The 25,201-nt window shown below is 62.6% G+C and carries 35 protein-coding genes; 29 read left to right on the top strand and 6 right to left on the bottom strand.

The window, feature by feature from the left end:
- Window positions 1-5 precede the first annotated feature (5 nt).
- From rpsQ to AC0QUY_RS32665, 21 genes are all read left to right on the top strand, one after another.
- Window positions 6-254, top strand: a complete 249-nt coding sequence (gene rpsQ / locus AC0QUY_RS32565; RefSeq protein ID WP_009797129.1) for a 30S ribosomal protein S17 — start codon at window positions 6-8, stop codon at window positions 252-254.
- A gap of 75 nt (window positions 255-329) precedes the next feature.
- A complete protein-coding gene (gene rplN / locus AC0QUY_RS32570) occupies window positions 330-698 on the top strand; it encodes a 50S ribosomal protein L14 (protein ID WP_011473865.1) in 369 nt (122 codons plus the stop codon).
- Window positions 698-1,012 carry a 50S ribosomal protein L24 gene (gene rplX / locus AC0QUY_RS32575; RefSeq protein WP_161855312.1) on the top strand — a complete coding sequence of 105 codons (315 nt, stop codon included), beginning with the start codon at window positions 698-700 and terminating at the stop codon, window positions 1,010-1,012. Before rplN ends, rplX begins: the two co-directional genes overlap by 1 nt.
- The gene (gene rplE / locus AC0QUY_RS32580) at window positions 1,005-1,562 is read left to right on the top strand and encodes a 50S ribosomal protein L5 (RefSeq protein WP_161855311.1); all 558 of its coding nucleotides are present in this window, start codon (window positions 1,005-1,007) and stop codon (window positions 1,560-1,562) included. Before rplX ends, rplE begins: the two co-directional genes overlap by 8 nt.
- A gap of 42 nt (window positions 1,563-1,604) precedes the next feature.
- Window positions 1,605-1,910: a 30S ribosomal protein S14 gene (gene rpsN, locus AC0QUY_RS32585; protein WP_065750118.1), complete on the top strand. Its 306-nt coding sequence runs from the start codon at window positions 1,605-1,607 to the stop codon at window positions 1,908-1,910.
- 14 nt (window positions 1,911-1,924) lie between these two features.
- Window positions 1,925-2,323 carry a 30S ribosomal protein S8 gene (gene rpsH, locus AC0QUY_RS32590; RefSeq protein WP_057849119.1) on the top strand — a complete coding sequence of 133 codons (399 nt, stop codon included), beginning with the start codon at window positions 1,925-1,927 and terminating at the stop codon, window positions 2,321-2,323.
- A 16-nt stretch (window positions 2,324-2,339) separates the two neighbouring features.
- Window positions 2,340-2,873, top strand: a complete 534-nt coding sequence (gene rplF, locus AC0QUY_RS32595; protein ID WP_057834253.1) for a 50S ribosomal protein L6 — start codon at window positions 2,340-2,342, stop codon at window positions 2,871-2,873.
- An 11-nt stretch (window positions 2,874-2,884) separates the two neighbouring features.
- Window positions 2,885-3,244: a 50S ribosomal protein L18 gene (gene rplR, locus AC0QUY_RS32600; protein ID WP_065750121.1), complete on the top strand. Its 360-nt coding sequence runs from the start codon at window positions 2,885-2,887 to the stop codon at window positions 3,242-3,244.
- Window positions 3,245-3,305: 61 nt separating this feature from the next.
- Window positions 3,306-3,881, top strand: a complete 576-nt coding sequence (rpsE, locus tag AC0QUY_RS32605) for a 30S ribosomal protein S5 (RefSeq protein ID WP_029081759.1) — start codon at window positions 3,306-3,308, stop codon at window positions 3,879-3,881.
- 35 nt (window positions 3,882-3,916) lie between these two features.
- A complete protein-coding gene (rpmD, locus tag AC0QUY_RS32610) occupies window positions 3,917-4,108 on the top strand; it encodes a 50S ribosomal protein L30 (protein ID WP_057834255.1) in 192 nt (63 codons plus the stop codon).
- Window positions 4,109-4,129: 21 nt separating this feature from the next.
- Window positions 4,130-4,618, top strand: a complete 489-nt coding sequence (rplO, locus tag AC0QUY_RS32615) for a 50S ribosomal protein L15 (protein ID WP_161855310.1) — start codon at window positions 4,130-4,132, stop codon at window positions 4,616-4,618.
- Window positions 4,619-4,765: 147 nt separating this feature from the next.
- Window positions 4,766-6,097, top strand: a complete 1,332-nt coding sequence (secY, locus tag AC0QUY_RS32620) for a preprotein translocase subunit SecY (RefSeq protein WP_161855309.1) — start codon at window positions 4,766-4,768, stop codon at window positions 6,095-6,097.
- A gap of 70 nt (window positions 6,098-6,167) precedes the next feature.
- Entirely contained in the window at window positions 6,168-7,013 is an 846-nt protein-coding gene (locus tag AC0QUY_RS32625; protein ID WP_475390208.1) for an adenylate kinase, read from the top strand.
- Between the two features lie 184 nt (window positions 7,014-7,197).
- Window positions 7,198-7,566, top strand: coding sequence for a 30S ribosomal protein S13 (gene rpsM / locus AC0QUY_RS32630; protein WP_161855307.1), 369 nt, complete (start codon window positions 7,198-7,200; stop codon window positions 7,564-7,566).
- Between the two features lie 128 nt (window positions 7,567-7,694).
- A complete protein-coding gene (gene rpsK, locus AC0QUY_RS32635; protein WP_006021048.1) occupies window positions 7,695-8,084 on the top strand; it encodes a 30S ribosomal protein S11 in 390 nt (129 codons plus the stop codon).
- A gap of 110 nt (window positions 8,085-8,194) precedes the next feature.
- A complete protein-coding gene (locus AC0QUY_RS32640; RefSeq protein WP_187399354.1) occupies window positions 8,195-9,235 on the top strand; it encodes a DNA-directed RNA polymerase subunit alpha in 1,041 nt (346 codons plus the stop codon).
- A gap of 183 nt (window positions 9,236-9,418) precedes the next feature.
- Window positions 9,419-9,835, top strand: a complete 417-nt coding sequence (gene rplQ / locus AC0QUY_RS32645) for a 50S ribosomal protein L17 (protein ID WP_057858020.1) — start codon at window positions 9,419-9,421, stop codon at window positions 9,833-9,835.
- A gap of 133 nt (window positions 9,836-9,968) precedes the next feature.
- Window positions 9,969-10,424 (top strand): hypothetical protein, encoded by a 456-nt coding sequence (locus tag AC0QUY_RS32650; RefSeq protein ID WP_475390209.1) that lies wholly within the window; start codon window positions 9,969-9,971, stop codon window positions 10,422-10,424.
- Window positions 10,425-10,570: 146 nt separating this feature from the next.
- Window positions 10,571-11,371, top strand: coding sequence for an SDR family NAD(P)-dependent oxidoreductase (locus tag AC0QUY_RS32655; RefSeq protein ID WP_475390210.1), 801 nt, complete (start codon window positions 10,571-10,573; stop codon window positions 11,369-11,371).
- A gap of 8 nt (window positions 11,372-11,379) precedes the next feature.
- A complete protein-coding gene (locus tag AC0QUY_RS32660) occupies window positions 11,380-11,679 on the top strand; it encodes a DUF1330 domain-containing protein (RefSeq protein ID WP_475390211.1) in 300 nt (99 codons plus the stop codon).
- A gap of 144 nt (window positions 11,680-11,823) precedes the next feature.
- Complete coding sequence (locus AC0QUY_RS32665) at window positions 11,824-12,174, top strand: DUF1236 domain-containing protein (RefSeq protein ID WP_161855303.1); 351 nt, start codon at window positions 11,824-11,826, stop codon at window positions 12,172-12,174.
- Between the two features lie 64 nt (window positions 12,175-12,238).
- On the opposite strand, the gene AC0QUY_RS32670 is transcribed toward AC0QUY_RS32665, so the two are convergent.
- The 4 genes from AC0QUY_RS32670 to AC0QUY_RS32685 form a co-directional block, all read right to left on the bottom strand.
- A complete protein-coding gene (locus tag AC0QUY_RS32670; RefSeq protein WP_475390212.1) occupies window positions 12,239-12,631 on the bottom strand; it encodes a hypothetical protein in 393 nt (130 codons plus the stop codon).
- 433 nt (window positions 12,632-13,064) lie between these two features.
- Window positions 13,065-14,558: an amidase gene (locus AC0QUY_RS32675; RefSeq protein ID WP_475390213.1), complete on the bottom strand. Its 1,494-nt coding sequence runs from the start codon at window positions 14,556-14,558 to the stop codon at window positions 13,065-13,067.
- A 7-nt stretch (window positions 14,559-14,565) separates the two neighbouring features.
- Window positions 14,566-15,543: a Bug family tripartite tricarboxylate transporter substrate binding protein gene (locus tag AC0QUY_RS32680; protein ID WP_246738279.1), complete on the bottom strand. Its 978-nt coding sequence runs from the start codon at window positions 15,541-15,543 to the stop codon at window positions 14,566-14,568.
- A gap of 129 nt (window positions 15,544-15,672) precedes the next feature.
- Window positions 15,673-16,686, bottom strand: a complete 1,014-nt coding sequence (locus AC0QUY_RS32685) for a zinc-binding alcohol dehydrogenase family protein (protein ID WP_475390214.1) — start codon at window positions 16,684-16,686, stop codon at window positions 15,673-15,675.
- Window positions 16,687-16,815: 129 nt separating this feature from the next.
- On the opposite strand from AC0QUY_RS32685, the gene AC0QUY_RS32690 reads away from it, so the two are divergent.
- From AC0QUY_RS32690 to AC0QUY_RS32705, 4 genes are all read left to right on the top strand, one after another.
- Window positions 16,816-17,193, top strand: coding sequence for a winged helix-turn-helix transcriptional regulator (locus AC0QUY_RS32690; RefSeq protein ID WP_161855299.1), 378 nt, complete (start codon window positions 16,816-16,818; stop codon window positions 17,191-17,193).
- A gap of 82 nt (window positions 17,194-17,275) precedes the next feature.
- Complete coding sequence (locus AC0QUY_RS32695) at window positions 17,276-18,670, top strand: DegQ family serine endoprotease (RefSeq protein WP_161855298.1); 1,395 nt, start codon at window positions 17,276-17,278, stop codon at window positions 18,668-18,670.
- Window positions 18,667-20,004, top strand: coding sequence for a replication-associated recombination protein A (locus AC0QUY_RS32700; protein ID WP_161855297.1), 1,338 nt, complete (start codon window positions 18,667-18,669; stop codon window positions 20,002-20,004). Before AC0QUY_RS32695 ends, AC0QUY_RS32700 begins: the two co-directional genes overlap by 4 nt.
- On the top strand, window positions 20,001-20,717 hold the full coding sequence (locus AC0QUY_RS32705) for a tetratricopeptide repeat protein (protein ID WP_475390215.1): 717 nt from the start codon (window positions 20,001-20,003) through the stop codon (window positions 20,715-20,717). The genes AC0QUY_RS32700 and AC0QUY_RS32705 overlap by 4 nt, the downstream gene beginning before the upstream one ends.
- A gap of 49 nt (window positions 20,718-20,766) precedes the next feature.
- Here AC0QUY_RS32705 and AC0QUY_RS32710 read toward each other — a convergent pair whose 3' ends face one another.
- Window positions 20,767-21,366: a TetR/AcrR family transcriptional regulator gene (locus AC0QUY_RS32710; protein WP_161855295.1), complete on the bottom strand. Its 600-nt coding sequence runs from the start codon at window positions 21,364-21,366 to the stop codon at window positions 20,767-20,769.
- Window positions 21,367-21,544: 178 nt separating this feature from the next.
- Between AC0QUY_RS32710 and AC0QUY_RS32715 the strand changes: the two genes are divergently transcribed.
- A complete protein-coding gene (locus AC0QUY_RS32715) occupies window positions 21,545-21,922 on the top strand; it encodes a tautomerase family protein (protein ID WP_475390216.1) in 378 nt (125 codons plus the stop codon).
- Between the two features lie 251 nt (window positions 21,923-22,173).
- Here the strand turns inward: AC0QUY_RS32715 and AC0QUY_RS32720 are convergent, their stop codons facing one another.
- On the bottom strand, window positions 22,174-23,118 hold the full coding sequence (locus tag AC0QUY_RS32720) for an alpha/beta hydrolase (protein ID WP_161855294.1): 945 nt from the start codon (window positions 23,116-23,118) through the stop codon (window positions 22,174-22,176).
- Between the two features lie 179 nt (window positions 23,119-23,297).
- Here AC0QUY_RS32720 and AC0QUY_RS32725 point away from each other — a divergent pair, with 179 nt between their 5' ends.
- From AC0QUY_RS32725 to AC0QUY_RS32735, 3 genes are read left to right on the top strand one after another with little or no spacing between them, the layout of a single operon-like run.
- The gene (locus AC0QUY_RS32725; protein WP_475390217.1) at window positions 23,298-23,582 is read left to right on the top strand and encodes a type II toxin-antitoxin system RelE/ParE family toxin; all 285 of its coding nucleotides are present in this window, start codon (window positions 23,298-23,300) and stop codon (window positions 23,580-23,582) included.
- A 12-nt stretch (window positions 23,583-23,594) separates the two neighbouring features.
- Entirely contained in the window at window positions 23,595-23,906 is a 312-nt protein-coding gene (locus tag AC0QUY_RS32730) for a HigA family addiction module antitoxin (protein ID WP_161855292.1), read from the top strand.
- 7 nt (window positions 23,907-23,913) lie between these two features.
- Entirely contained in the window at window positions 23,914-25,110 is a 1,197-nt protein-coding gene (locus tag AC0QUY_RS32735) for an RluA family pseudouridine synthase (RefSeq protein WP_475390218.1), read from the top strand.
- Window positions 25,111-25,201: the final 91 nt, after the last annotated feature.

Genomic DNA, 25,201 nt, shown 5'->3' on the forward strand with positions numbered 1-25,201 from the left:
CGGACATGCCGAAACGTACGCTTCAGGGCGTGGTCGTGAGCGACAAGCAAGCCAAGACGGTGGTGGTGCGCGTCGATCGCCGCTTCACCCATCCGATCTACAAGAAGACGATCCGCCGCTCCAAGAACTACCACGCGCACGACGAGAACAACGAGTTCAAGCCGGGCGACATGGTGTGGATCGAGGAAAGCAAGCCGATCTCGAAGTTGAAGCGCTGGACCGTGGTCCGGGGCGAACAGAAGAAAACGGCCTGATAATCTCGGCTTAGCCGAGGGAATTCAGGGAAATTTTTAGCGCGCTAAAGCGCAGAAAGAGGACGAGGTGCATCAATGATTCAGATGCAGACCAACCTCGACGTGGCCGACAATTCAGGCGCACGCCGTGTCATGTGCATCAAGGTGCTGGGGGGCTCCAAGCGCCGCTATGCCACCGTGGGCGACGTTATCGTCGTGTCGATCAAGGAAGCGATTCCGCGCGGCAAGGTGAAGAAGGGCGACGTGATGAAGGCCGTCGTGGTGCGTGTCCGCAAGGACATCCGCCGCGCCGACGGCTCGGTCATCCGTTTCGACCGCAACGCCGCCGTCCTGATCAACAACCAGTCGGAACCCGTCGGCACCCGTATCTTCGGGCCCGTGCCGCGCGAGCTGCGCGCCAAGAACCACATGAAGATCATCTCGCTTGCGCCGGAGGTGCTGTGATGGCTGCCAAGATCCGCAAGGGTGACAAGGTCATCGTGCTGAGCGGCCGCGACAAGGGCCGCACCGGCGAAGTATTCGAGGTCCGCCCCGCCGACAACACGGCGCTGGTGCGCGGCGTCAATCTGGTGAAGCGTCACCAGAAGCAGACCCAGAACCAGGAAGGCGGCATCATCTCCAAGGAGTCGCCGATCCACCTGTCCAACGTCGCCTATGTAGGCAAGGACGGAAAGCCGACCCGCATTGGGTTCAAGATTCAGGCCGATGGCAAGAAGGTACGTGTTGCCAAGAGCTCGGGAGCAGAGATCGATGGCTGATACCGCTTACACGCCGCGCCTGCGCGCGGAGTATGACAAGAGCATCCGTGGCCAGCTGACTGAGAAGTTCGGCTACGCCAACGTCATGCAGGTGCCGCGGCTGGACAAGGTCGTGCTCAACATGGGCGTCGGCGATTCCGTCAACGACCGCAAGAAGGCCGAGACCGCGGCTGCCGAGCTGACCCAGATCGCCGGCCAGAAGGCGATCGTGACCTATTCGCGGATCGCGATCGCGACCTTCAAGCTGCGCGAGAACCAGCCGATCGGCTGCAAGGTCACGCTGCGCAAGGCACGGATGTACGAGTTCATCGATCGCCTGGTGAACGTCGCGCTGCCGCGCGTGCGCGACTTCCGTGGTCTGAACCCGAAGAGCTTTGACGGCCGTGGCAACTACTCGCTCGGCATCAAGGAGCACATCATTTTCCCCGAAATCGATTTCGACAAGGTTTCGGAAGCCCGCGGCATGGACATCACCGTCTGCACCACGGCGAAGACCGACGACGAGGCGAGGGCCTTGTTGACCGCTTTCAATTTCCCGTTCCGGCAGTGAGACGCAGCTAGCCTCTCAAACGCGGAAACCCAGGAGCCAAGCATGGCAAAGAAGAGTTCGATCGAGAAGAACAACCGGCGCAAGCGGATGGCCAAGAACGCCGCACCTGCGCGCGCGAAGCTGAAGGCGATCATCGCCGACAAGACCAAGCCGATGGAAGAGCGGTTTGCGGCGACGCTGAAGCTCGCCCAGTTGCCGCGCAACTCGTCGACGACGCGCATCCGCAACCGCTGCGAACTGACCGGCCGTCCGCGCTCGAACTACCGCAAGAACAAGCTCTCGCGCATCGCGCTGCGTGAACTCGGCTCCAAGGGCCTGGTTCCCGGGCTCGTGAAGTCGAGCTGGTAAGGAGGGTCGTCAAGATGTCAACGCACGATCCAATTTCCGATCTCATCACCCGCATCCGCAACGCGCAGATGCGTTCGAAGTCCAAGGTCTCGACCCCGGGCTCGAAGATGCGCGCCAGCGTGCTCGAAGTGCTGAAGTCCGAGGGCTACATCCGCGGCTACGCCAGCGTCGAACATGCTTCGGGCCGCAGCGAGCTCGAGATCGAGCTGAAATATTTCGACGGCGAGCCCGTCATTCGCGAGATCGAGCGGGTCTCGAAGCCCGGGCGCCGGGTTTACGCCTCGGTGAAGAACCTGCCGCGCGTGAACAACGGTCTCGGCATTTCGGTGTTGTCGACGCCGAAGGGAATCATGGCTGACCACGAAGCGCGCGACGCGAATGTGGGCGGCGAAGTTCTCTTCACGGTGTTCTGAGGAAGGATTTTTAGCCATGTCACGTGTTGGCAAACGGCCTGTGGCGATCCCGTCCGGTGTGACGGCGACCGTCGAGGGACAGACCGTCAAGGTGAAGGGCCCGAAGGGCCAGCTTCAGTTCGTCGTGCATGACGACGTCGAGGTGAAGTTCGAGAGCGGTGCGGTGAAGGTCGCGCCGAAGTTCAAGACCAACCGCGCGCAGGCCATGTACGGCACCGCGCGCGCGCAGGTCGCGAACCTGGTCGAGGGCGTCACCAAGGGCTTTGAAAAGAAGCTCGAGATCACCGGCGTCGGTTACCGCGCCGCGATGCAGGGCAAGAACCTGCAGCTCGCGCTCGGCTACAGCCACGACGTGGTCTACGCGATCCCGGAAGGCATCACCATCGCGGTGCCGAAGCCGACCGAGATCACGATCACCGGCACCGATTCGCAGCGTGTCGGGCAGGTCGCGGCCGAGATTCGCGCCTACCGTCCGCCGGAGCCCTACAAGGGCAAGGGCGTGAAGTACGCCAACGAATTCATCTTCCGCAAGGAAGGCAAGAAGAAGTAACGGAGCCGGTCATGTCACTCAAGGTCACGAATGCCCGGCGCAAGCAGCGCGTGCGCAACGCGCTGCGCCGGTCGGCCAATGGACGCCCGCGTCTGTCGGTGTTCCGTTCGTCGAAGCACATCTACGCCCAGGTCATCGACGACCTGAAGGGCGAGACGCTCGCTTCTGCCTCGTCGCTGGAGAAGACCATGCGCGAGGCCGGCAACACGGGCGCCAACATCGATGCGGCCAAGGCCGTCGGCAAGCTGCTGGCGGAACGCGCCGTGCAAAAGGGCGTCAAGGAAGTGGTGTTCGATCGCGGTCAGTATCTCTATCACGGGCGCGTCAAGGCGCTCGCCGATGCCGCCCGCGAAAGCGGACTGAGCTTCTAACCAACCGTTTTGAACATTTACGAGGACAGGGGCTTTCTTCCCCTAAAGATTGGAAAACACCATGGCAGGTGAACGCGAACGCGGCGGACGCGAACGGAGCAGGGATCGCGAGGAGCGCGACAGCGAGTTCGTCGACAAGCTCGTCCACATCAATCGCGTGGCGAAGGTCGTCAAGGGCGGCAAGCGCTTCGGCTTTGCGGCGCTGGTCGTGATCGGCGACCAGAAGGGCCGGGTCGGTTTCGGCCACGGCAAGGCGCGCGAAGTGCCCGAGGCGATCCGCAAGGCGACCGAGTCGGCCAAGCGCAACCTGACGCGCGTGGCGCTGCGCGAAGGCCGCACGCTGCATCACGACATCGCCGGCCGTCACGGCGCCGGCCGCGTCTACCTGCGTGCCGCTCCGGCCGGTACCGGCATCATCGCCGGCGGCCCGATGCGCGCGGTGTTCGAGACGCTCGGCATCCAGGACGTGGTGGCGAAGTCGATCGGCTCGTCGAATCCCTACAACATGGTTCGCGCGACCTTCGACGCCCTGAAGCATCAGGATTCGCCGCGTTCGGTGGCGGCCCGCCGCAACATCAAGGTGTCCACGCTGCAGTCGCGCCGCGTCGGCGGCGACGCCGAAGCGGTGGCTGAATAAACCGGCGCTTTCAAGCGCTTTTTGGAGTTAAGACGATGGCCAAGGCCGCAAAGACGATCAAGGTCGAGCAGATCGGCAGCGCAATCCGCCGCCACCACTCGCAGCGTTCGACGCTGATCGGCCTCAAGCTCAACAAGATCGGCCGGGTTGCCGAGCTTCAGGATACCCCTGAGGTTCGCGGCATGATCAACAAGGTCCAGCATCTCGTCCGCGTCGTCGGCGAGTAAGCAAGTATAAGGAGAAGGGCGATGAAGCTCAGCGATATCGCCGACAACGCCGGCTCGCGCAAGAAGCGCATGCGCGTCGGCCGTGGCATCGGTTCGGGCAAGGGCAAGACTTCGGGCCGCGGCGGCAAGGGCCAGACCGCGCGTTCGGGCGTGCGCATCAAGGGCTTCGAGGGCGGCCAGATGCCGCTGCATCGTCGCCTGCCGAAGCGCGGCTTCAACAACATCTTCCGGCTCGACTTCGCCGAGATCAACCTCGACCGGCTGCAGGAGGCGATCGATGCCAAGCGGATCGACGCCAAGGACACGGTGACCGCGGAATCGCTGGTCAAGGCCGGCGTGCTGCGCCGCGCCAAGGACGGCGTGCGGCTGCTCGGCCGCGGCGAACTCAAGGCCAAGCTCGCGATCGAGGTGCATGGCGCCTCGAAATCCGCGGTCGCGGCGGTCGAGAAGGCCGGCGGCACGGTGAAGATCCTGGCCCCGGCCAAGAAGGAAGAAGGCGAGGCGGCGTAACATCTGCGTCATCGCCCGTTTTGTCGCGGGCGATCCGCACGATAGAACGATGGACTTATCAAAGCCGAGCACCAAATATTGTCCGGCGTCTGCCGATTGTCCCGGGAAGGGACGTCGGCCTGGGGGACGGCGGGAGAAAGCCTGAACATGGTCTCAGCAGCAGAACAACTTGCGGCAAACCTCAATTTCGGTGCTTTGGCGAAGGCCGACGAACTGAAGAAGCGCATCTGGTTTACGCTGGGTGCGCTGCTTGTTTATCGGCTCGGCACCTATATCCCGCTGCCGGGCATTGATCCCGCGATCTGGGAACAGGTGTTCAAGTCGCAGGCCGGCGGTATTCTCGGCATGTTCAACATGTTCGCCGGCGGCGGCATCAACCGCATGGCGATCTTCGCGCTGAACATCATGCCGTACATCTCGGCATCGATCATCATCCAGCTCCTGACGACGGTATCGCCCAAGCTCGAAGCCTTGAAGAAAGAAGGCGAAGCCGGCCGCAAGACGCTGAACCAGTATACCCGCTACCTCACCGTGATCCTCGCCACGTTCCAGGCCTATGGCATCGCGATCGGACTGCAGGGCGCCGGCAATGTCGTCAGCGATCCCGGCCCGTTCTTCCTGATTTCCACCACGGTCACGCTGACCGGCGGCACCATGTTCCTGATGTGGCTCGGCGAGCAGATCACCTCGCGCGGCATCGGCAATGGCATTTCGCTGATCATTCTGGCCGGCATCGTCGCCGAGTTGCCGTCGGCGCTCGCCAACATGCTGGAACTGGGACGCCAGGGCGCGCTGTCGACCGCCCTGATCCTGATCGTGATCGTGATGGCGGTCGCCGTGATTGCCTTCATCGTGTTCATGGAGCGCGCGCAGCGCCGTCTCCTGATCCAGTATCCGAAGCGCCAGGTCGGCAACAAGATGTTCGAGGGCCAGTCCTCGCATCTGCCGCTCAAGCTCAACACCTCGGGCGTGATCCCGCCGATCTTCGCCTCGTCGCTGCTGCTGCTGCCGGCCACCGTTGCGAACTTCAATGCCGGCAAGGGACCGGAATGGTTCCAGTGGCTCAACACCCAGCTCAGCCACGGCCGTCCGCTGTTCCTGTTCTGCTATTTGGCGCTGATCGTGTTCTTCGCCTTCTTCTACACCGCGATCGTGTTCAACCCGACCGAGACTGCCGACAATTTGAAGAAGCACGGCGGCTTCATCCCCGGCATCCGTCCGGGCGAGCGCACCGCGGAATATATCGACTACGTGCTGTCGCGGATCACCGTGTTGGGCGCGATCTATCTGGCGATCGTGTGTCTGATTCCCGAAATCCTGATTTCCTATGCCTCGGTGCCGTTCTACTTCGGTGGAACCTCGCTTCTGATCGTCGTCAGCGTGACCATGGATACGGTGGCGCAGGTGCAGGGTTATCTGTTGGCTCACCAGTATGAGGGGCTGATCAGGAAGTCCAAGCTGAGGGGCCGCCGCCGCTGATTTGCGGGTGGTCTGAAATCCGATAACAGGGTGTGCGGGTTTCGCTCACCAAGCCGGGGGGCGAATAGTCATGAGATTGATCCTTTTGGGGCCGCCGGGCTCGGGCAAGGGGACCCAGGCGCTGCGGCTGGTTTCCAAGTACGGCATCGTGCAGCTCTCGACCGGCGAGATGCTCCGCGCCGCGGTTGCCGCCGAAACGCCGATCGGCCTGCAGGCCAAGGACATCATGGCCAATGGTGGCCTCGTCCCGGACGAACTCGTGGTGGGAATCATCTCCGACCGCATCGAGCAGCCCGACGCCAAAAAGGGCTTTATCCTCGATGGCTTTCCGCGCACGGTGCCGCAGGCCGAAGCCCTCGATGAACTCCTGAAGAGGAAGCATCTCAAGCTCGATGCGGTGGTCGAACTCCGCGTCAACGAGAGCGCGCTGCTTGAGCGCGTCGAGAAACGGGCCGAGGAAACCCGTGCGCGCGGCGAGGAGGTCCGGGTCGACGATACGCCGGAAGTGCTGACCAAGCGCCTGGCGCAGTACCGCTCCCTGACCGAGCCCTTGATTCACTACTACTCCGAGCGGCGGAAGCTTCTGACCGTCGACGGCATGATGACCATCGAGCACGTCACCCGGGAGATCAATCGCATCCTGTCCGCGATCGGGGCGGTGGAACCCAAGGCGGCGCCGGCCAGGAAGGCCACTGCAGCAGCCAGGAAGACCGCCAGGCCGTCGGGTAAAAAGGCTGCCAAAACGGCCAAAAAGGCCTCCAAAGCGGCCCCAAAGGGCAGGAAAGCGGCCTCCAGGAAGATCGGGAAGGCGGCCCCGGCCAGCCAGCGGCGGGCTGTCGGGAAGGCCAAAAAGGCAGCCCAAAAGACCGTCCGGAAGGTCGCGAAAAAGGTCACGAAAAAGCGAGCTAAGCGATAGAGGCGGTTGACGAAACCGAGTTGAATCCTTTAATAAGCCCCGCATCCAAGTCGGATAGTTTTTGACGATGCCGGGCCCCGAAGCAAATGAGGGGAAGGGCGTCGTGTTCGCGTTTGCGAATACCTGCCCGAGTTAGCAAGAACATAGCCCGGTCCATAGGGGATCGGCGACAGGAGAGAAGTCCGTGGCCCGTATTGCCGGCGTGAATATCCCGACCAACAAGCGCGTTCTGATCGCGCTCCAGTACATCCATGGCATCGGCCAGAAGAACGCGGCCGAGATCATCGAGAAGGTCAAGATCCCCGAGGATCGTCGCGTCAGCCAGCTGAGCGACCAGGAAGTCCTGCAGATCCGCGAAGTGATCGACCGCGACTATCTCGTCGAGGGCGACCTTCGCCGTGAGACCGGCATCAACATCAAGCGGCTGATGGACCTCGGCTGCTATCGCGGCCTGCGTCATCGCCGCGGCCTGCCGGTGCGCGGCCAGCGCACCCACACCAATGCGCGCACGCGCAAGGGCCCGGCCAAGTCGATCGCCGGCAAGAAGAAGTAAGTTTTGCGAATAGCTGATAGGGAGCGGCGAATAGATTCTATTCGCTGCTCACCGTCAGCCACTCGCGTTTTTAGGTGTAGCCGCTGGCAGTACGGCGGCGTTTGAGATCACAGGAAGGTTTTAGGATAATGGGCAAGGAAGCCACCCGCGTACGCCGCCGCGAACGCAAGAACATCGCCTCCGGCATCGCGCACGTGAATTCGTCGTTCAACAACACGACCATCACCATCACCGACGCGCAGGGCAACACCATCGCCTGGTCGTCGGCCGGCACGATGGGCTTCAAGGGCTCGCGCAAGTCGACCCCCTATGCCGCGCAGGTCGCGGCCGAAGACGTTTCCAAGAAGGCGCAGGAACACGGCATGCGCACGCTGGAAGTGGAAGTTGCCGGCCCCGGTTCGGGCCGCGAATCGGCGCTTCGCGCGCTGCAGGCGGCGGGCTTCACCGTGACGTCGATCCGCGACGTGACCACGATCCCGCACAATGGTTGCCGTCCGCGCAAGCGCCGGCGCGTCTGATGTCTGGTCGCGGGCGGTTTTGCTGCTCGCGATTGTTTTTGGAATTTTCCGCGGACTGATCCGCGATCTCCAACGCCAGTGATCTGAAGGCGGATCGACTGGCCGGTCTATTGACCCGAAGGGGTGACAAAGTGACGATCCAGAAAAATTGGCAAGAACTTATTCGACCGAACAAACTGCAGGTAACGCCGGGCTCCGATGCGACCCGGTTTGCCACCGTCGTCGCCGAGCCGCTCGAGCGCGGTTTCGGCCAGACGCTCGGTAACGCGCTGCGCCGCATCCTCCTGTCGTCGCTGCAGGGCGCCGCGGTGCAATCGGTGCACATCGACGGCGTGCTGCACGAGTTCTCCTCGATCGCGGGCGTTCGCGAGGACGTCACCGACATCGTGCTCAACATCAAGGACATCTCGATCAAGATGCAGGGCGAAGGCCCCAAGCGCATGGTCGTGAAGAAGTCGGGTCCGGGCGTCGTCACCGCCGGCGACATCCAGACCGTCGGCGACATCGTGGTGCTCAATCCGGAGCTCCAGCTCTGCACGCTGGACGAGGGCGCTGAAATCCGCATGGAGTTCACCGTTGCCGCCGGCAAGGGCTACGTCGCCGCCGAGCGCAACCGGCCCGAGGATGCGCCGATCGGCCTGATCCCGGTCGACAGCCTGTTCTCGCCCGTGCGCAAGGTCTCCTACAAGGTCGAGAACACCCGCGAGGGCCAGATCCTCGACTACGATAAGTTGACCATGACGATCGAGACCAACGGCGCGATCTCGCCGGAGGACGCGGTGGCCTATGCCGCGCGCATCCTGCAGGACCAGCTCAACGTGTTCGTGAACTTCGAAGAGCCGCGCAAGGAAGTGGCGCAGGAGATCATTCCGGATCTCGCCTTCAACCCGGCGTTCCTCAAGAAAGTCGACGAGCTCGAACTGTCGGTGCGTTCGGCTAACTGCCTGAAGAACGACAACATCGTCTATATCGGCGACCTCGTGCAGAAGAGCGAAGCGGAAATGCTCCGCACCCCGAACTTCGGCCGCAAGTCGCTCAACGAGATCAAGGAAGTGCTGGCCCAGATGGGTCTGCACCTCGGCATGGAAGTGCCGGGCTGGCCGCCGGAGAATATCGACGAGCTCGCCAAGCGCTTCGAGGATCATTACTGATTTTCGTCATTCCGGACGTCGCGAAGCGGCGATCGCAGGTGCGCAATTGCGCACCGGGGAATCTCGAGATTCCGGGTTCGATGCTTCGCATCGCCCCGGAATGACTGGGGCGAACGCAGGCAGCCCACCTGAGCAACAAGTCCGACGAACCGTCGCGACGAAGACAAGACAAGGAATAGTTCAATGCGTCACGGCAAGGTTCATCGCAAGCTCAACCGCACCGCCGAGCATCGCCGCGCGATGTTCGCCAACATGTGCGCCGCGCTGATCAAGCACGAGCAGATCGTTACCACGCTGCCGAAGGCCAAGGAATTGCGCCCGATCGTCGAGAAGCTGGTCACCCTCGGCAAGAAGGGCGGGCTTGCCTTGCGCCGCCAGGCGATCTCCGAGATGCGCGATGTCGACCAGGTCAAGAAGCTGTTCGATGTGCTGGCGCCTCGCTACAAGGACCGCCAGGGCGGCTACACCCGCATCATCAAGGCCGGCTTCCGCTACGGCGACAATGCCCCGATGGCCGTGATCGAATTCGTCGACCGCGACGTCGACGCCAAGGGCCAGGACTCCGGCCCGGTGCAGGAAAAGGAAGCTGAAGCGGCGTAAGTCCTTCAAAATCGCAAGTTTCAAAAGCGGCGCTTCCAGCGCCGCTTTTTTGTTGGCCGTTCAAGCGCGCACGCGCTTCCAAACCGATTCGATTCAATGCGACGATTGCCGGCGCATCATTGGAGTTTGCCGAATGAGTGCATCGGAATTGCAGGTCACTTATCGGACAGACGATGACTGGACCGGTCAGATCATTGCGACGGTGAAATCAGGTGAATTCTCCGCACGGGGGGCGGCGTGGTTCGATCGAATCAATGTGAAGCAAACCTTCCTGGCTGCCCTCAGATCTTTTCCACTGACGGCAACCACTCCAGCGCTCATCGAAGGTGGCTTCGGGAGCAAGGAGCGCCCGGGAAGTCTCGAACGCCACCTCAGGATCGCTGTTAAGCCGTACGACAGCCGTGGAACGCTTCTCGTGCACGTTGACCTTTCCTCGGAGGTTTGGACAACGCCTGATGCTGACCTCCAGAATTTGGCTACTATTCGTTTCACGACCGAGTATGCCGCTGTCGATAGGTTCGCCCAAGAGTTCGAGGAGGTCCTGGACGGCAAGCGAGATGTCGCGGTCTTGACTGGGATCAGAAGCTGAGGACCAGCTCTTATCCCTATCGTGAGCTGTTCGACAGCCGGCGCCATGTGCGCCGCTTTTTATTTGCGCATCTGACGCGCGCTGGCTGCAATTGTGGTCGTACCCGCCGCTCCCGATATCGCTGTCATCAACGATGGAGATGACGGATGAAAATCGATCTTTCGGGCAAGACGGCGCTGGTGACTGGCTCCACTTCCGGTATCGGCCACGCAATTGCCAAGGGCCTCTTTGCTGCAGGCGCGGACGTGGTGATCAATGGCCGGACTCAAGCCAAGGTCGATGCCGTGGCCGCCGCGCTCGGCAAGACTGCTGATAAGGCTGGCGGCAAGGTGCGGAGTGTTGCCGCTGATGTCTCGACGGCGGCGGGATGCAAGGCCCTGGTTGCGGCGTTGCCTGATGTCGACATTCTCATCAATAACGCCGGCATCTTCGAGCCCAAAAACTTCTTCGATATTCCGGATGAGGACTGGAGCCGTTTTTTCGATGTCAACGTGATGTCCGGCATCCGTTTGTCGCGCGCTTACATGCCTGGCATGCTGAAGCGCAATTGGGGCCGTATCGTTTTCATCGCCTCGGAGTCGGCGCTGATGATTCCCAGGGAGATGATCCATTACGGCATGACCAAGACGGCGCAGCTCGCAGTTTCTCGCGGCCTTGCCGAATTGACCCGGGGTACCGCTGTTACCGTCAATTCAGTGATGCCGGGACCGACCATGTCCGAAGGCGTCGAGACTTTCGTCGCAGATCTCGCCAGGCAGAACGGCCAGTCCGAGCAGGATGCGGCCGCGCAGTTCATCAAGCAGCATCGCCCCGGATCGCTGATCCAGCGCTTTGCCAGCGTCGAGGAGATCGCCAATATGGTGATCTACGTCAGTTCGAAAGAGGCTTCCGCCACCAACGGCGCCGCGCTGCGGGCAGAAGGCGGACTGATTCAGACCATCGCGTGAGGTGAGGGATGTCAGCCTACGTTATTTCCGAAGTCGACGACGTGCGCGACCCGGTAGGCTTTGAAGTCTACCGAACCATCGCTGCGAAGACGATCGCACAATATGGCGGGCAGTATCTGATCCGTGGTGGCGCCGCAGATTTGATCGAAGGCGGCCCGCTGCCGAAAACCATCATTGTCGTCGAATTCTCAACGCTGGCGCGTTTGCGCGAATGGTACGCCTCGCCGGAATATGCTGAGGCGCTGAAAGTGCGGCAGACAGCGTTCGATCGGCGCCTGATTTTCGTTGAGGGCGTCCTGCCGGTTTGAGCTTGCAAAGCAGTGATGCGCCGAAAGCGCCAGGCGATATCCTTGTGCATTCAACGCCTTGCGGTGCTGCATTCTTCTCGGAACAAGTGGGTGAAAAATCTGTTTTTCCCGCAGCCGCGCTGATGCGGCTTGAGGAGGAACTAGATGAAGAAGCTGTTCATACTTGCGGCGGCAGCGTCGCTGGTTGCGACGATGGCCACCGCGCAAACCACCGTAGTCACTCCCGGAACGACCACCGGAGCTGCGGGCGCCACGATTCAGATCGAGCCGGAATATCGCACCCGGATCAAGAGTTACGTCACCGAGCACAAGATCCGCCCGGTCGAAACACGGGAAAGGATCGTGGTTGGCGCGAAGGTGCCGACCGACGTCGAACTCGCGCCGGTGCCGTCGGATTGGGGCCCGTCAGTGACCAAGTATCGCTATGTCTATTCCGGCAACCGCGTGATGCTGGTCGATCCGGGCACGCGTACCGTGGTGCATGAGATCGACTGAACAATCGACTGACGCGTGTTCATAAAAAGGGCCGCCATGTTGGCGGCCCTTCAAATTCGTTGAATCACCAGCGACGCCAGTAGCCGCCGTAATACCGCGGACCATAGAATCGCGGACCGCCATAGTAGGCGTAGGCCGGACGATACACGCGGCGAACATAGGGGCCGCCGTAGTATCCGCCGTAGTAGGCCGGCGCGTAGGCGTATCCGCCGTAATAGGGACCATATCCGCCGTAGTACGCCGGATAATAGCCTCCTCCATAATATCCGTACGGACCGTAGCCGTAAGCGCTGGAAGCGATGCCGCCGATCACCGCGCCCGCGATCAATCCGCCAGCCACAGCCCCGCCCCAGCCCCAGCCCCCTCCGCGCCAGTGCGCCTCCGCGGGCGACGGTGCCGTTACCGCCGTCAGGCCCAAGACCGCCGCTGCGGCCAAAGCTAAAGGTGCCTTTTTCATCGACTCCTCCTTTACATAACCAGCCAGGCAAACTTTCCACATAACCGGAGACTCGCTAAACACTTTCGAGTGAAGTTTGTTGCTTCGGGCTCGGCTTTCGGGTGGCCCGGCGCCGGATTTAATTTTGATGAATGGACGTTCAGGAGGCGCTTCGACGGGAAGTCGCACCCGCGATTGGCGCCATTTCTTCCGATCGGGAACTATTGTCGCGGGCAGGCGAGCGCCTCCTACCCCGGTATCCAGATGCGAATATGGCGGACCACGGCGCTCTCGTTGCCATGCCAGTGCGGATTGACCGGAAACAGGAAGCGCTAGATTGCGCGAGATCGAGCGCCGCAGCCGCGCCTGCGGCGTCGGGGCCGGTGCGCAACGCAAGGCCCGCCGCGCGGGCATAGAGGTGCAGGCGCACCATCGCCGCGAAACGAATATCGCCTCAGTCGAAATCCAGAAAACCCGGCCGGGAGGACATCGGTGGCTGACGGCGCAGCCATTCGAGATTGGGGACGGGACGGGCCGTCTCAGGATTGGCGCCAAGCAGCGCCTCGATCCCGCGGGCAACCGCAAGCGTTGCGGCATCGCCGCCGCGTGGGCCGATGATCTGGATGCCGAACGGCAATCCGGCGCCATCGCGCCCGGCCGGGATCGCCACCACCGGATGCCCGGCATTGGTCACGGCATAGGCCATCGCCAGCCAGTGGAAATAGCTTTTCGTAGCTACGCCGTCGATCGTGGCCGGGTAGAGCTCCGACCACGGCCGCGGGCTGATCGTGACCGCAGGCGCAATGACGAAATCATGCTCGCCGAAGAATTGCTGCCAGCTTCGATAGAGCGCGGTCTGCAGCGACAGCGCACGCGCGACGTCGAGGGCGGAATATCCAAGTCCCTCGGCGACGTTGTCGCGAATATTGGGACCGACCTTATCAGGATATTTCTCCGCGAGTTCGCGGTGACGGCCGAGGAATGCGACGGCGCGCAAGACCCGGAACACTTCGTCGGCATGGCTGCAATCCGGATGGGTCCATTCGACGCTGCGAAATGCCGATACGAATGTCGCGAGCTTGTTCTTGAATGTGTCGGCGATGGCGCGTTCCGTCGGCGCAAATCCGAAATCGGTTGTCGCTGCGATACGCAAGGTGGCGAGATCGATGTCAGGCGGATTGCGGTAGGCCTCGCTCACGGGCGTTCCGCCGGCATGAAGGATCGCCGACAGCGGATCGCGCGCGTCGCGATCCAGCATGCAGGAAAGCATCAGGCAGGCATCGGATACGTTTCTCGCCATCGGTCCGAGCTGCGAGATCTGCAGCCAGGCCATGTTGCGGCTGTTGCTGGCGATCAGCCCGGGCGAGGGGCGGAAGCCGACGACACCACAGAACGCGGCGGGATTCCTGACCGAGCCGCCGGTGTCCGAACCGGTCGCCAGCGGCACCATGCCGGTGGCAAGCGCCACCGCCGATCCGCCGGACGAGCCGGCGGCGGAGCGCTCGGGGTCGAACGGGTTGCCGGTGGCGCCATGAAGCGCGTTGCGGGTGTTGCCGCCCGCGCCCCATTCGGGGACGTTGGTCTTGCCGACGACGATGGCCCCGGCGCGCTTGAGCATCGCGACGATCGCTTCATCCTCGGCTGCGATGTTGTCCGCGAACAGCACACTGCCGAAGCTCGTCGGCAGTCCCTTGGCGTCGATCAGGTCCTTGACCCCGAGCGGAAGCCCATGCAGCGGCCCGAGCGCATCGCCGCGCATCACGGCGGCCTCGCTTTCCCGCGCCGCGGCGCGCGCCGTGTCGAACGAGCGCGCAATGATCGCGTTGACGGCAGGATCGATTGTCTCGATCCGCCGGATGCAACTGTCCATCAGTTCGACCGGCGAAAGCTTGCGCTCGCCGATCAGCGCCCGCGCCGTTACCGCGGGCAGATCGCACGGCTCGGTCATGTCAGGACTACTCTTCCTTGATCCCGCCCTTGAGGGCCAGTTCCTTCATCTCCGCCGTTTCCTTGGCGATGAATCCCGGCCAGTCCGAATATCGCTTGAAGCCGGGCTCATACCCGACCTTCTTGAAGCGCTCGATCACCGATGGGCTTGCGATCGCTTCTTCCAGCACCGAGGCCAGCCGGTCGCGAATGGCCGGCGGGACACCCTTGGGCACGACGACGGTGCCCCATGAGACAAGGTCGATATTGGGATAACCGAGTTCGACGAGCGTCGGAACGTCGGGGAGGAACTGCGAGCGTTTGGCGGAGAACACCGCCAGCGGGCGAACCGTGCCGGCTTCGATCTGCGGCCTGATCGCGATCACGGTGTCGACGTGGTACTCGATGTGCTTGCCTATCAGGTCGTTCATCGCCGGCGCGCTGCCCCTGTAGGGCAGGTGAACCATCTTGATGCCGGCACTCGATTTGAAGAGCTCGCCGGCAAAATGCGAAATGGTCGCCACGCCAAAGGACGCCAACGACAGCTTGTCGGGATTGGCCTTGGCCGCCGCGACCAGCGCCGCAACGTCCTTGATCGGATTGTCGCGATGGGTGACCAGCACCATCGTGATAGTGCCGGTCTGGGCGATCGGCTCGAAATCCTTGGCGCTGTCATACGGCACGCTCTCCTTCACCGCATTCTGCAAGGTGAAGGTCGAATTCGAGCTGGAGAACAGGGTGTATCCATCGGGAGCGGCGATGGCGACCTCCTTGGCGGCGATCGTGGTGCCGCCGCCGGGGCGATTGATCACGATCACGGGCTTGCCCAGGCGCGCCTCGAGCTCGCCGGCAACGATGCGTCCGACGACATCGGACGCCCCGCCGGCTGGAAAGGGCACGATCAACTGCAGCGGCTTTTCGGGGTAGCTACCTTGCGCTGTTGCGATCGAAGCACAGCCCACCACACAGGCCGACGCTATCGCGGCCGTCAGAATCATCCGTATCATGTCGAAACAGGTCTCCTGTCTTCCGTGTTCCCCGGCAATTCGCGCCGGGGTTTTCGGCGACAGCCATCCCGGATCGATGGAACAGGCTCCCCTGAATCGACCTCCCGATCAACCCTGTTGTTTGGGCCGTTACCAGCCCTCCAGCACGATCTTGCCGCGCGACTTGCCACTTTCCAAAAGCGCATGCGCGCGCTTGAGGTTAGCCGCGTTGATGGTGCCAAAGGTCTGGTCGAGCGTGGTGCGCAGCACACCCTTATCGAGCAGATCTGCCACGTCATTGAGCAGGCGATGCTGCGCGATCATGTCGGGCGTCTGGAACGAAGATCGCGTGAACATCGATTCCCAGTGAACCGAGATCGCCTTGCCCTTGAAGGCGCTCATCGTGAATTCCGGGGGATCGTCGATCAGCCCGAATTTGCCCTGCGGCGCCATGAAGTCCGCGATCGCCTTGTAGTGCTGATCGGTGAAGGTCAGGCTCGCGACCAGCGCAACCGGCGGTACTTTCAGCTTCTCGATCTGCTCCTTCATCGGCTGCGAATGATCGATCACGGCATGCGCGCCGAGGTCGAGGCACCATTTTTGCGATTCCGGCCGCGTGGCGGTGGCGACCACCGTCAGCCCGGTGAGGCGGCGCGCAAGCTGGATCAGGATCGAGCCGACGCCGCCAGCGCCGCCGGTAATCAAAAGCGTGCGCGGATCGAGGCTCTTGCCGGGCACGGCGCCGAGCCGGTCGAACAGCAATTCCCAGGCGGTGATCGAGGTCAGCGGCAGCGCCGCGGCCTGCGCGAACGAAAGCGATTTCGGCTTGCGGCCGACGATCCGCTCGTCGACCAGGTGAAATTCCGCGTTCGTGCCCTGGCGCAGGATCGAGCCGGCGTAGAACACTTCGTCGCCGGCCTTGAACAGGGTCACGTCGGGTCCAACCGCATCGACGATTCCAGCGGCGTCATAGCCCAGGATCTTGGTCTCGCCCTCGGGCGGGGCGGCGCGCTTGCGGACCTTGTAGTCGACCGGGTTGGCGGAGATCGCCTTGACCGCCACTCTGATGTCGCGGCCCTTCGGTTCCGGCTTGGCGGCTTCGAAATCGAATAGCGATTGCGCGTCCTCGATGGGGAGCGATTTTTTGTATCCGACGGCCTTCATGTCCGTTTCTCCTGCCTTTCTTGAGCGTGGCTGCTTAACTGTCCCGCTGGCATCAGATTGGCAAGTACTGTAAATTCGGGGAACTAGTCCCTGTTTGGATACTATTGGAAAAATCGTGGGAAAACCTTCATGAAACGACGGAATTTTGCCCGGCGGCCGGGCTGCGCCGTTGAAGCGACGCTCGACCTGATCGACGGCAAGTGGAAGGGCGTGATCCTGTTCCATCTGTTGGCCGGCACCCAGCGCTTCGGGGAGTTGCGGCGGCGGATGCCCGGGATTACCCAGCGCATGCTGACCAAGCAGCTCCGCGCCCTCGAGGAGGACAAGCTCGTGATCCGCAAGGTCTATGCCGAGGTGCCGCCGCGGGTCGAATACACGCTGTCTGAGATCGGCGAGAGCCTGCGGCCGGTGATCGAGACGCTGCGGGCGTGGGGTGAGGGCCATCAGGAACGACTATCCTGTGGGCCTGCATCCGACAGCCTCAAAGAGCCCGATCGCGCCGCCTAGCTGCCGTTATATGTACCGCTTTATCTTCTCTAGTTACTGCCCCGCATCTATATGTGGGCCGCCAAATTCCAGGATTTTCGAGATGAATTTGATCCGCTGTTTCGCCCTGCTGCTGGCTTCAGTAGTCGTTGCAACGCCGGCGCTGGCGCAGGAGAGGCGCGTGCCGTCCTCCGGCGCCGAGCTCAGGCTGTCCTATGCGCCGATCGTACAGCGCGCGCAGCCGGCGGTGGTGAACGTCTATGCCGCCAAGACCGTGCAGAACCGCAACCCGCTGCTGGACGATCCGGTCTTCCGCCGCTTCTTCGGCGTCCCCGGCATGCAGCCCGAGCAGATGCAGCGCTCGCTGGGATCGGGCGTGATGGTCGATGCTTCGGGGCTCGTGGTCACCAACAACCACGTCATCGAGGGCGCCGATCAGGTCAAGATCTCGCTTGCCGACAAGCGCGAGTTCGAGGCCGAGATCGTGCTCAAGGACAGCCGCACCGATCTGGCCGTGCTGCGCGTGAAGGATGGAAAAGAGAAATTCACCACGCTCGACTTCGCCAATTCCGATGAACTCCTGGTCGGCGACGTCGTGCTGGCGATCGGCAATCCCTTCGGCGTCGGCCAGACCGTGACCCACGGCATCGTCTCCGCATTGGCCCGCACCAAGGTCGGCATCACCGACTACCAGTTCTTCATCCAGACCGATGCGGCGATCAATCCCGGCAATTCCGGCGGTGCGCTGGTCGACATGACCGGCAAGCTGGTCGGCATCAACACCGCGATCTTCTCGCGCTCCGGCGGCTCGCAGGGCATCGGCTTTGCGATTCCCGCCAACATGGTGCGCGTGGTCGTGGCGTCCGCCAAGAGCGGCGGCAAGGCCGTCAAGCGACCGTGGCTGGGTGCCAAACTGCAGGCGGTGACGCCTGAAATCGCCGATACGCTGGGGCTGAAGCTGCCGAACGGCGCCTTGATCGCCAATGTCGCGCCGAACAGTCCGGCGGCGCGTGCCGGGCTGAAGCCATCGGACCTGATCGTCGCGATCGAAGGACAGACGATCGACGATCCCAACGCGTTCGACTACCGCTTCGCCACGCGGCAGCTCGGTGGCTCGGCCCAGATCGACGTGCAGCGCGCCGGAAAGATCGTCAAGGTCGCGGTGCCGCTGGAGACCGCCCCCGACACCAACCGCGACGAAATCGTGCTCACCGGGCGCTCGCCGTTCCAGGGCGCCAAGGTCGCCAATATTTCGCCGGCGGTCGCCGACGAATTGCATCTGGATTCCCAGGCTGAGGGCGTCGTGGTGATCGATCTCGCCGATGGCGGCACCGCGGCCAGCGTCGGTTTCCAGAAGGGCGACATCATCCTGGCGGTCAACAACCAGAAGATCGCCAAGACCAGCGACCTCGACAAGGCTTCGAAGACATCGTCCAGGCTCTGGCGCATCGTCGTGGTGCGCGGCGGCCAACAGATCAACGTGACGCTGGGCGGATGAGCCCGAAGAAACCCCGCGAGGCTGCCAATCTCTTTGCCGCGGCAGGGATGGAAGAGGACGCGCCGCGTCCGCTTCCCGACCGGCTGCGTCCGCGTTCGCTCGCCGATGTCGTCGGCCAGGATCATATCCTCGGTCCCGACGGTGCGCTGACGCGGATGCTGGAGACGCGCACGCTGGGCTCGCTGGTGTTCTGGGGGCCGCCCGGCACCGGCAAGACCACGGTGGCGCGGCTGCTGGCGGATGCCACCGAACTGCATTTCGAGCAGATTTCCGCGGTGTTTTCCGGCGTCGCCGACTTGAAGAAGGTGTTCGACGCGGCGCGCGCCCGGCGCGAGATGGGCAAGGGCACGCTGTTGTTCGTCGACGAGGTGCATCGTTTCAACCGCGCCCAGCAGGATTCGTTTCTGCCCGTAATGGAAGACGGCACCGTGGTGCTGGTCGGCGCCACCACCGAAAATCCCTCATTCGAGCTCAACGCCGCGTTGCTGTCGCGGGCGCGAGTGCTGGTGTTTCACTCGCTCGATGCCGCCGCAATCGAAAAGCTCTTTGCGCATGCCGAGAAAGTCGAGGGGCGGAGGTTGCCGCTCGATGCGGAGGCGCGCGCCGTGCTGGTGCGGATGGCCGATGGCGATGGCCGCGCCGCGCTGACGCTGGTCGAAGAGGTCTGGCGCGCCGCGCGCAAGGACGAAATCTTCAATGCCGCGCAGTTGCAGGAAATCTTGCAGCGCCGCGCGCCGATCTACGACAAATCCGCCGACGGCCATTACAACCTGATTTCGGCGCTGCATAAATCGGTGCGCGGCTCCGATCCCGATGCCGCGCTGTATTACCTCGCGCGCATGCTCGATGCCGGCGAAGACCCGCTGTTCCTGGCGCGTCGCGTCGTGCGCATGGCGGTGGAAGACATCGGCCTTGCCGATCCGCACGCGCTGGTGATCTGCAATGCCGCCAAGGATGCCTTCGACTTCCTCGGCCATCCCGAAGGCGAACTTGCGATCGCGCAGGCCGTGATCTATCTCGCCACCGCGCCGAAATCGAACGCCGCCTACAAGGCCTTTGGCGCGGCGATGCGGACGGCGAAAGAGGGCGGCTCGCTGCTTCCGCCAAAACATATTTTGAATTCGCCGACCAAGCTGATGAAGTCGGAAGGCTATGGTTCCGGCTACGAATACGATCACGACGCGCCGGACGCGTTTTCGGGGCAGGACTATTTCCCGGAAGCTTTGGGGCGGCAGACTTTTTACGATCCACCCGATCGCGGTTTCGAGCGCGAGATCCGCAAGCGGCTGGATTACTGGGCGAAGTTGCGTAGGGAGCGGGACAGGCGCGAATGAACAGGTTCAGGAACTATCTCAGGCAGGCTATCCGGGCAGCCGCATGTATCTCGATGCTGGGGTCGCCGCTTGCCGCGGCCGCTGACACCGTTGAGGTAGCGCCGGGCGTCCAGGTGACGAAGCGAAGCTATACGGCGCCGACCAACGGCCAGCCGTTTTTCGGATTCGCGGCCAAGAATTCGGAAGAGAAAGCCTCCGATGAGAAGTTCGTCAGCGCCATCATCGGGGCGACCGGCTCGCGCGAAAAGGCGTTTGAGGAAATCACCATGCGCGGGTGGAGGGCGGTCAATACCGGCAAGATACGGGAGGCCGCGCTGCGATTTAATCAGGCGTTTCTCATCTCGCCCGAACAGAGCAGCCTCTATCACGGCTTCGCGGTGGTCGCTCAGTTTCGCTTCAATGACCTCGATGCCGCGAACGAACTGTTCAAGATCGCGCTCAAGCAACCCAATCCGGTGAAGGCGCTCAGGGCCGACTATGGCCGCTTCCTGCTGATCGCCAAGCGTCCGCGCGAGGCGCAGCCCGTGCTGGAGCAGGCGGTCAAGGATTCGCCTGACCTCGGCGATGCCTGGACCAATCTCGCGGTGGCACGCTTCCAGAACGGCGACGCGGCAGCGGCATGCGCTGCGGCGGATGAAGCCGGCAAGAAGCGTCCGTCCAACAATTCCGGCGATGATTTGATGACGGTGAGGAAGGCTGCGCAGTGCAAGTAGCCGCCGCGGAGCCATCGCCGGAACGGGCGCGGCAGTCATTTGCCGGCAACTAACGTATTTCCTTGCCGAGGATGAGGTCGATGGTGTGCGCGGCGATCGTCCGAAGCTGGGCTTCATCGCCGAACGCGCGCTCGAGCACGGCCAATCCGCGCGTGACGGTAGCGATGTGCAATGCCGCGACCTCGGGGGTGCCCCTGAATTCGCCTCGCTTCTTGCCCTCGGACAAAGCTTCCTGAATGAGAGCGGTGGCGCGGGCCACCAGGTCCGCGAAAGCCTGGCGCGCGTTCTCATCCAGCCCTTCGCCTGCGCCCGATGCCAGCTCCATCAGCCCGCGCGTGGTCGGACATCCGCGGGGCGGGGAACCGGAACGGAAGTTCTTTATCGTTACGTCGAAAAACGCCGTGAGCCGCTCGCGCAAGGTGCCTGAGTTGAGTGCCTTCTGGAGCGCGCTCAGATATTTGCTCGCATAGCGCTCATAGGCGCAGAGAAACAGCGCTTCCTTGCTGCCGAAGGCGTTGTAGAGACTGCCGCGCTGGACGCCCGCGTCGCGCGCGATGTCCGAGAGCGACGTGCCGCGCACGCCTTTGCGCCAGAATTGTTCGAACGCGATGCGCAGGACGTCGTCATGGTCAAACTCGCGCGGTCTCAATTTCGCTCCTCAGCTCAATAGTCTCAGTCCTGACGCGGTCAGATAATATTTGACGCAGCGTCAAGAATGTGTTTTTGATATCGTGTCAAAAACGATTGATAGCTCATTTTGCCGATGAAGTGAACCACTCGTGCGGGAGCCGCCGTACGGGCGAGGACAGGATGCGAAAGGATTCGCGATGCCTCTCATTCACATCTCGCTGCGCGCCGGAAAACCGGAAGCTTATCGCCAAGCGATCTTCAACAGCCTCTACCGAGCAATGCGCGAGGCGCTCAACGTGCCCGAAGACGACCAGTTCATGACCATCACCGAGCACGACGCGGCGAACTTCCGCTACGGCAATGCCTTTGGCGTCACCCGTAGCGATGACCTCGTGTACATCCAGATCACCGTGTTCGACACGCGCACCGCCGAACAAAAGAAGGCGCTGTTCCGGCGGATCGCGCAATTGCTCGGTGACAGCCCCGGCATCCGGCCGGAGGACGTGTTCGTGAATGTTCTCGACGCAGCAAAAGAGAATTGGTCCGTCGGCCACGGCCTCGCGCAATTCGCCTGAGGCCGGGGTGGGCCGGCGACGTGCCTGCGGCGCAGGGGGCTCCCGTCATTGCGAGCGAAGCGAAGCAATCCATGCTTCGGGAAACGGCGAGATGGATTGCTTCGTCGCTTCGCTCCTCGCAATGACGTGGTGAGATCAATGCCGATCATCGCACGCTACGCTCGCTGGTCGTTATTAAAGCCCGCGAGCCGACGACGCATCATCAACCGGCTGTGAAGGCGGGAAAGTGACGCGTGGCGGTGTGACGAAAGCTATTTCCCCGTCTTCACGAACTCCAAAATCTCGTCGGCAAGGGGCGATTCCACTGCGTTGATCGAATACACTTCCGACATGTGGCTGTGCTGCGGTAGCAGGAGAGCGCGTGCACATCCGCTGGCGCGCTTGCAAGTCGCTTGCTTCGCGCGGTCGAATTGCAACACGAAGCCTTCTGGATCAAGTTCGGCGACAGCCATCATCAGCGGGATGTCGGTCGTCGCCAAACCCTGTAGCGAGGAACGTTCGGCGTAGCGCGCGGGATCGTCGCCGTAATAGGCGCGCTGGCCATCAGCGAGCGACATCCCGGTCAGATCGTAAATGCCCGAGATCATGATCGCGCCGGCCAGGCCGCCGCCCTTCACCTTGTGAAACTCGGGATGCGATACATAGCTTGCCACGTGAACGGCACCCGCGGAATGTCCCATCAGGTAGATGCGCGCGGGATTGCCCCCACGTTCGCCGATCTTGTCCGTGACCCACTTGACCACAGTGGCCATATCCTCGGCGCCCGCCGGCCAGGGCGCCTGCGGAGCGAGGCGGTACGTGGCGTTGACGCCGATAAAGCCGTTCTTCACCGCCCACAGCATGATGTTGTCATAGAACGGGCTGGTCGGTGTCGTGCGCTTGTTGCCGCCCACGAATGCACCGGCATGCACATAGATCAGCACCGGCCGGGGAGATGCAGCCGTCTCCGGCACGAAAATATCGAGAAGGTTACGATCGGCCGGACCGTATTTGACGTCCCGCTCGACATTGACGCCCTGATACGGCTCTTTTTGCTGCAGCGGCGCGAACAGCGCGGCCGTCTTGGGCGGATCAATGACGCGGCCGAGTTCGAGAAGCTTCCAGGCCAGATCCTCCGACATCGGGGCTTGCTGGGCGGCCGCGGTGCTGGCGAGGAAGACTGCCACCAGTGATAGCACCAACTTCGAAAAGGCCATCCGGGGCTCCTTTGATGTTCCCGTTGTACCGAACATGGCCGATCTCGGAACGGATTTGTAGTGGTTTCCCTGCGATGCCGTTGCCCGCAAACCGCAACGAGACGGTGAGATGGAAGGCTCCGCGAACGCCGCGATTTACTATTTACGTAAGTCGTAAGTCCTGCTATCTTTTCCGGACGATGATCGTCAGCTATCGGGACAAGCGCACCGCGCGGTTTGCCTCAGGCCGCCACGTCAAGGAGTTCTCCGGTTTTGCGCGACAGGCCGAGTTGCGTCTTGATCGACTGGAATCGGCGACCAGTCTGGCTGATTTGGCGGCGTTGCCCGGCAACCGTCTGGAAGCACTCAGAGGCGACCGTGCTGGACTGTTTTCGATTCGTATCAACGATCAATGGCGAATTTGCTTCGGTTGGCCGGAAGGATCACCCGGCCCGAGCGAAGTGGAAATTGTCGATTATCACTGAAGGAAGAACGCAATGCCTCGCTCCCCCATTCATCCCGGCGAACATCTCGCCGAAGAATTGCAAGAGCTTGGAATCACCGCCGCGGAACTTTCGCGGCAGATTGACGTGCCGGTAAACCGGATTACGGGTATCATTCACGGCCAGCGCGGTATCACCGCCGACACGGCATTGCGTCTGGGGCACTGGTTTGGCACCAGCCCGCAATTCTGGATGAATTTGCAGCAGCTCTATGAACTGCGCCTCGCCGAAAACGAAGTAGGTAAGGAGATCGCAGCGTTGCCGCGCCGCGCCGGCCGATCGACTTCGCGACAAGTTCGGAGCTAGATCGCCCATGAGCCGCCGCGTCAAGAGACCCCTCGCAAAATCCCGCGCGCCGGGTGATCGTCCCAAGGGTGCGCGCCCTTATCGGGGGGCGCCGGCCGAGCGGCCTCCGGCGCATCGTCAGGGCGGAAAGCCTGCGCGCTTTGCCGAGCCGCGCCGGGAAAAGCCCGTTCCTGTGGCCGCTGCGCCCGAGAAGGCCGAGCCGCCGCCGCTGCCGACCAAGGTCCAGACCGTCGTCGTCACCGCCGACGAGAACAACATGCGCGTCGATCGTTTCCTCGAAGCGCGCTTTCCCGGCCTGTCGTTCTCCCACATCCAGCGCATCGTCCGGAAGGGTGAGCTGCGCGTCAACGGCAAGCGGGCTGACAGCAAGGACCGGCTCGAAGAGGGCCAGAGCGTTCGCATTCCGCCGCTCAAGCTCGATACGCCGAAGGGCGCGGGCCCGCTCTCGGAAGCCGCAACGAAGACGCTGCAGGCGTTGAAGGAGATGACGCTGTTCGAGGACGCCGACGTCATGGTGCTGAACAAGCCAGCGGGGCTTGCGGTGCAGGGCGGCTCCGGCATCTCGCGTAACGTCGACGACATGCTGGAAGTGATGCGCGACGCCAAGGGGCAGAAGCCGCGGCTGGTGCACCGGCTGGACCGGGAAACGTCGGGCTGTCTGCTGATCGCAAAAACCCGCTTTGCCGCCACCGCCTTGACCGGCTCGTTCCGCCACCGCTCCGCGCGCAAGATTTACTGGGCGCTGGTGGCCGGCGTGCCGAAGCCGAAGCAGGGCCGCATCTCGACCTATCTCGCCAAGGAGGAGAGCGAGGAGGACAGCATCATGCGCGTAGCCAAGCATGGCGACGAGGGCGCCAGCCACGCGGTGACCTATTACGCCGTGGTCGAGACCTCGGCGCAGAAGCTCGCCTGGGTATCGCTGAAGCCGGTCACCGGGCGAACGCACCAGTTGCGCGCCCACATGGCGCATATCGACCACGCCATCGTCGGCGATCCTAAATATTTCAACAAGGAGAATTGGGAGCTGCCGGGCGGCCTGCAGAACCGCCTGCATCTGTTGGCGCGACGGCTCGTGATCCCGCATCCGCGCGGCGGCGTGATCGATGTCAGCGCGCCGCTGCCACCGCACATGCTGCAATCCTGGAATCTGCTGGGATTGGAGCACGACCGGTTCGATCCGATCGAGAACGCGCCCGAGGAATAGCGCGCACGCAACGCCGCTGGTTGGCGCAATATCTGTCAAACCGGACACACGCTGATTTGATATTGCGGGGTCCGGACCGTCTCTACCATCG

Source organism: Bradyrhizobium sp. WYCCWR15520 (assembly GCF_056174665.1).

Bases quoted from the DNA above. Each gene is read 5' to 3' on its own strand.
- rpsQ (WP_009797129.1), top strand. From the start codon at position 6: ATGCCGAAACGTACGCTTCAGGGCGTGGTCGTGAGCGACAAGCAAGCC.
- rplN (WP_011473865.1), top strand. From the start codon at position 330: ATGATTCAGATGCAGACCAACCTCGACGTGGCCGACAATTCAGGCGCA.
- rplX (WP_161855312.1), top strand. From the start codon at position 698: ATGGCTGCCAAGATCCGCAAGGGTGACAAGGTCATCGTGCTGAGCGGC.
- rplE (WP_161855311.1), top strand. From the start codon at position 1,005: ATGGCTGATACCGCTTACACGCCGCGCCTGCGCGCGGAGTATGACAAG.
- rpsN (WP_065750118.1), top strand. From the start codon at position 1,605: ATGGCAAAGAAGAGTTCGATCGAGAAGAACAACCGGCGCAAGCGGATG.
- rpsH (WP_057849119.1), top strand. From the start codon at position 1,925: ATGTCAACGCACGATCCAATTTCCGATCTCATCACCCGCATCCGCAAC.
- rplF (WP_057834253.1), top strand. From the start codon at position 2,340: ATGTCACGTGTTGGCAAACGGCCTGTGGCGATCCCGTCCGGTGTGACG.
- rplR (WP_065750121.1), top strand. From the start codon at position 2,885: ATGTCACTCAAGGTCACGAATGCCCGGCGCAAGCAGCGCGTGCGCAAC.
- rpsE (WP_029081759.1), top strand. From the start codon at position 3,306: ATGGCAGGTGAACGCGAACGCGGCGGACGCGAACGGAGCAGGGATCGC.
- rpmD (WP_057834255.1), top strand. From the start codon at position 3,917: ATGGCCAAGGCCGCAAAGACGATCAAGGTCGAGCAGATCGGCAGCGCA.
- rplO (WP_161855310.1), top strand. From the start codon at position 4,130: ATGAAGCTCAGCGATATCGCCGACAACGCCGGCTCGCGCAAGAAGCGC.
- secY (WP_161855309.1), top strand. From the start codon at position 4,766: ATGGTCTCAGCAGCAGAACAACTTGCGGCAAACCTCAATTTCGGTGCT.
- AC0QUY_RS32625 (WP_475390208.1), top strand. From the start codon at position 6,168: ATGAGATTGATCCTTTTGGGGCCGCCGGGCTCGGGCAAGGGGACCCAG.
- rpsK (WP_006021048.1), top strand. From the start codon at position 7,695: ATGGGCAAGGAAGCCACCCGCGTACGCCGCCGCGAACGCAAGAACATC.
- rplQ (WP_057858020.1), top strand. From the start codon at position 9,419: ATGCGTCACGGCAAGGTTCATCGCAAGCTCAACCGCACCGCCGAGCAT.
- AC0QUY_RS32650 (WP_475390209.1), top strand. From the start codon at position 9,969: ATGAGTGCATCGGAATTGCAGGTCACTTATCGGACAGACGATGACTGG.
- AC0QUY_RS32655 (WP_475390210.1), top strand. From the start codon at position 10,571: ATGAAAATCGATCTTTCGGGCAAGACGGCGCTGGTGACTGGCTCCACT.
- AC0QUY_RS32660 (WP_475390211.1), top strand. From the start codon at position 11,380: ATGTCAGCCTACGTTATTTCCGAAGTCGACGACGTGCGCGACCCGGTA.
- AC0QUY_RS32665 (WP_161855303.1), top strand. From the start codon at position 11,824: ATGAAGAAGCTGTTCATACTTGCGGCGGCAGCGTCGCTGGTTGCGACG.
- AC0QUY_RS32670 (WP_475390212.1), bottom strand. From the start codon at position 12,631: ATGAAAAAGGCACCTTTAGCTTTGGCCGCAGCGGCGGTCTTGGGCCTG.
- AC0QUY_RS32675 (WP_475390213.1), bottom strand. From the start codon at position 14,558: ATGACCGAGCCGTGCGATCTGCCCGCGGTAACGGCGCGGGCGCTGATC.
- AC0QUY_RS32680 (WP_246738279.1), bottom strand. From the start codon at position 15,543: ATGATACGGATGATTCTGACGGCCGCGATAGCGTCGGCCTGTGTGGTG.
- AC0QUY_RS32685 (WP_475390214.1), bottom strand. From the start codon at position 16,686: ATGAAGGCCGTCGGATACAAAAAATCGCTCCCCATCGAGGACGCGCAA.
- AC0QUY_RS32690 (WP_161855299.1), top strand. From the start codon at position 16,816: ATGAAACGACGGAATTTTGCCCGGCGGCCGGGCTGCGCCGTTGAAGCG.
- AC0QUY_RS32695 (WP_161855298.1), top strand. From the start codon at position 17,276: ATGAATTTGATCCGCTGTTTCGCCCTGCTGCTGGCTTCAGTAGTCGTT.
- AC0QUY_RS32700 (WP_161855297.1), top strand. From the start codon at position 18,667: ATGAGCCCGAAGAAACCCCGCGAGGCTGCCAATCTCTTTGCCGCGGCA.
- AC0QUY_RS32705 (WP_475390215.1), top strand. From the start codon at position 20,001: ATGAACAGGTTCAGGAACTATCTCAGGCAGGCTATCCGGGCAGCCGCA.
- AC0QUY_RS32715 (WP_475390216.1), top strand. From the start codon at position 21,545: ATGCCTCTCATTCACATCTCGCTGCGCGCCGGAAAACCGGAAGCTTAT.
- AC0QUY_RS32720 (WP_161855294.1), bottom strand. From the start codon at position 23,118: ATGGCCTTTTCGAAGTTGGTGCTATCACTGGTGGCAGTCTTCCTCGCC.
- AC0QUY_RS32725 (WP_475390217.1), top strand. From the start codon at position 23,298: ATGATCGTCAGCTATCGGGACAAGCGCACCGCGCGGTTTGCCTCAGGC.
- AC0QUY_RS32730 (WP_161855292.1), top strand. From the start codon at position 23,595: ATGCCTCGCTCCCCCATTCATCCCGGCGAACATCTCGCCGAAGAATTG.
- AC0QUY_RS32735 (WP_475390218.1), top strand. From the start codon at position 23,914: ATGAGCCGCCGCGTCAAGAGACCCCTCGCAAAATCCCGCGCGCCGGGT.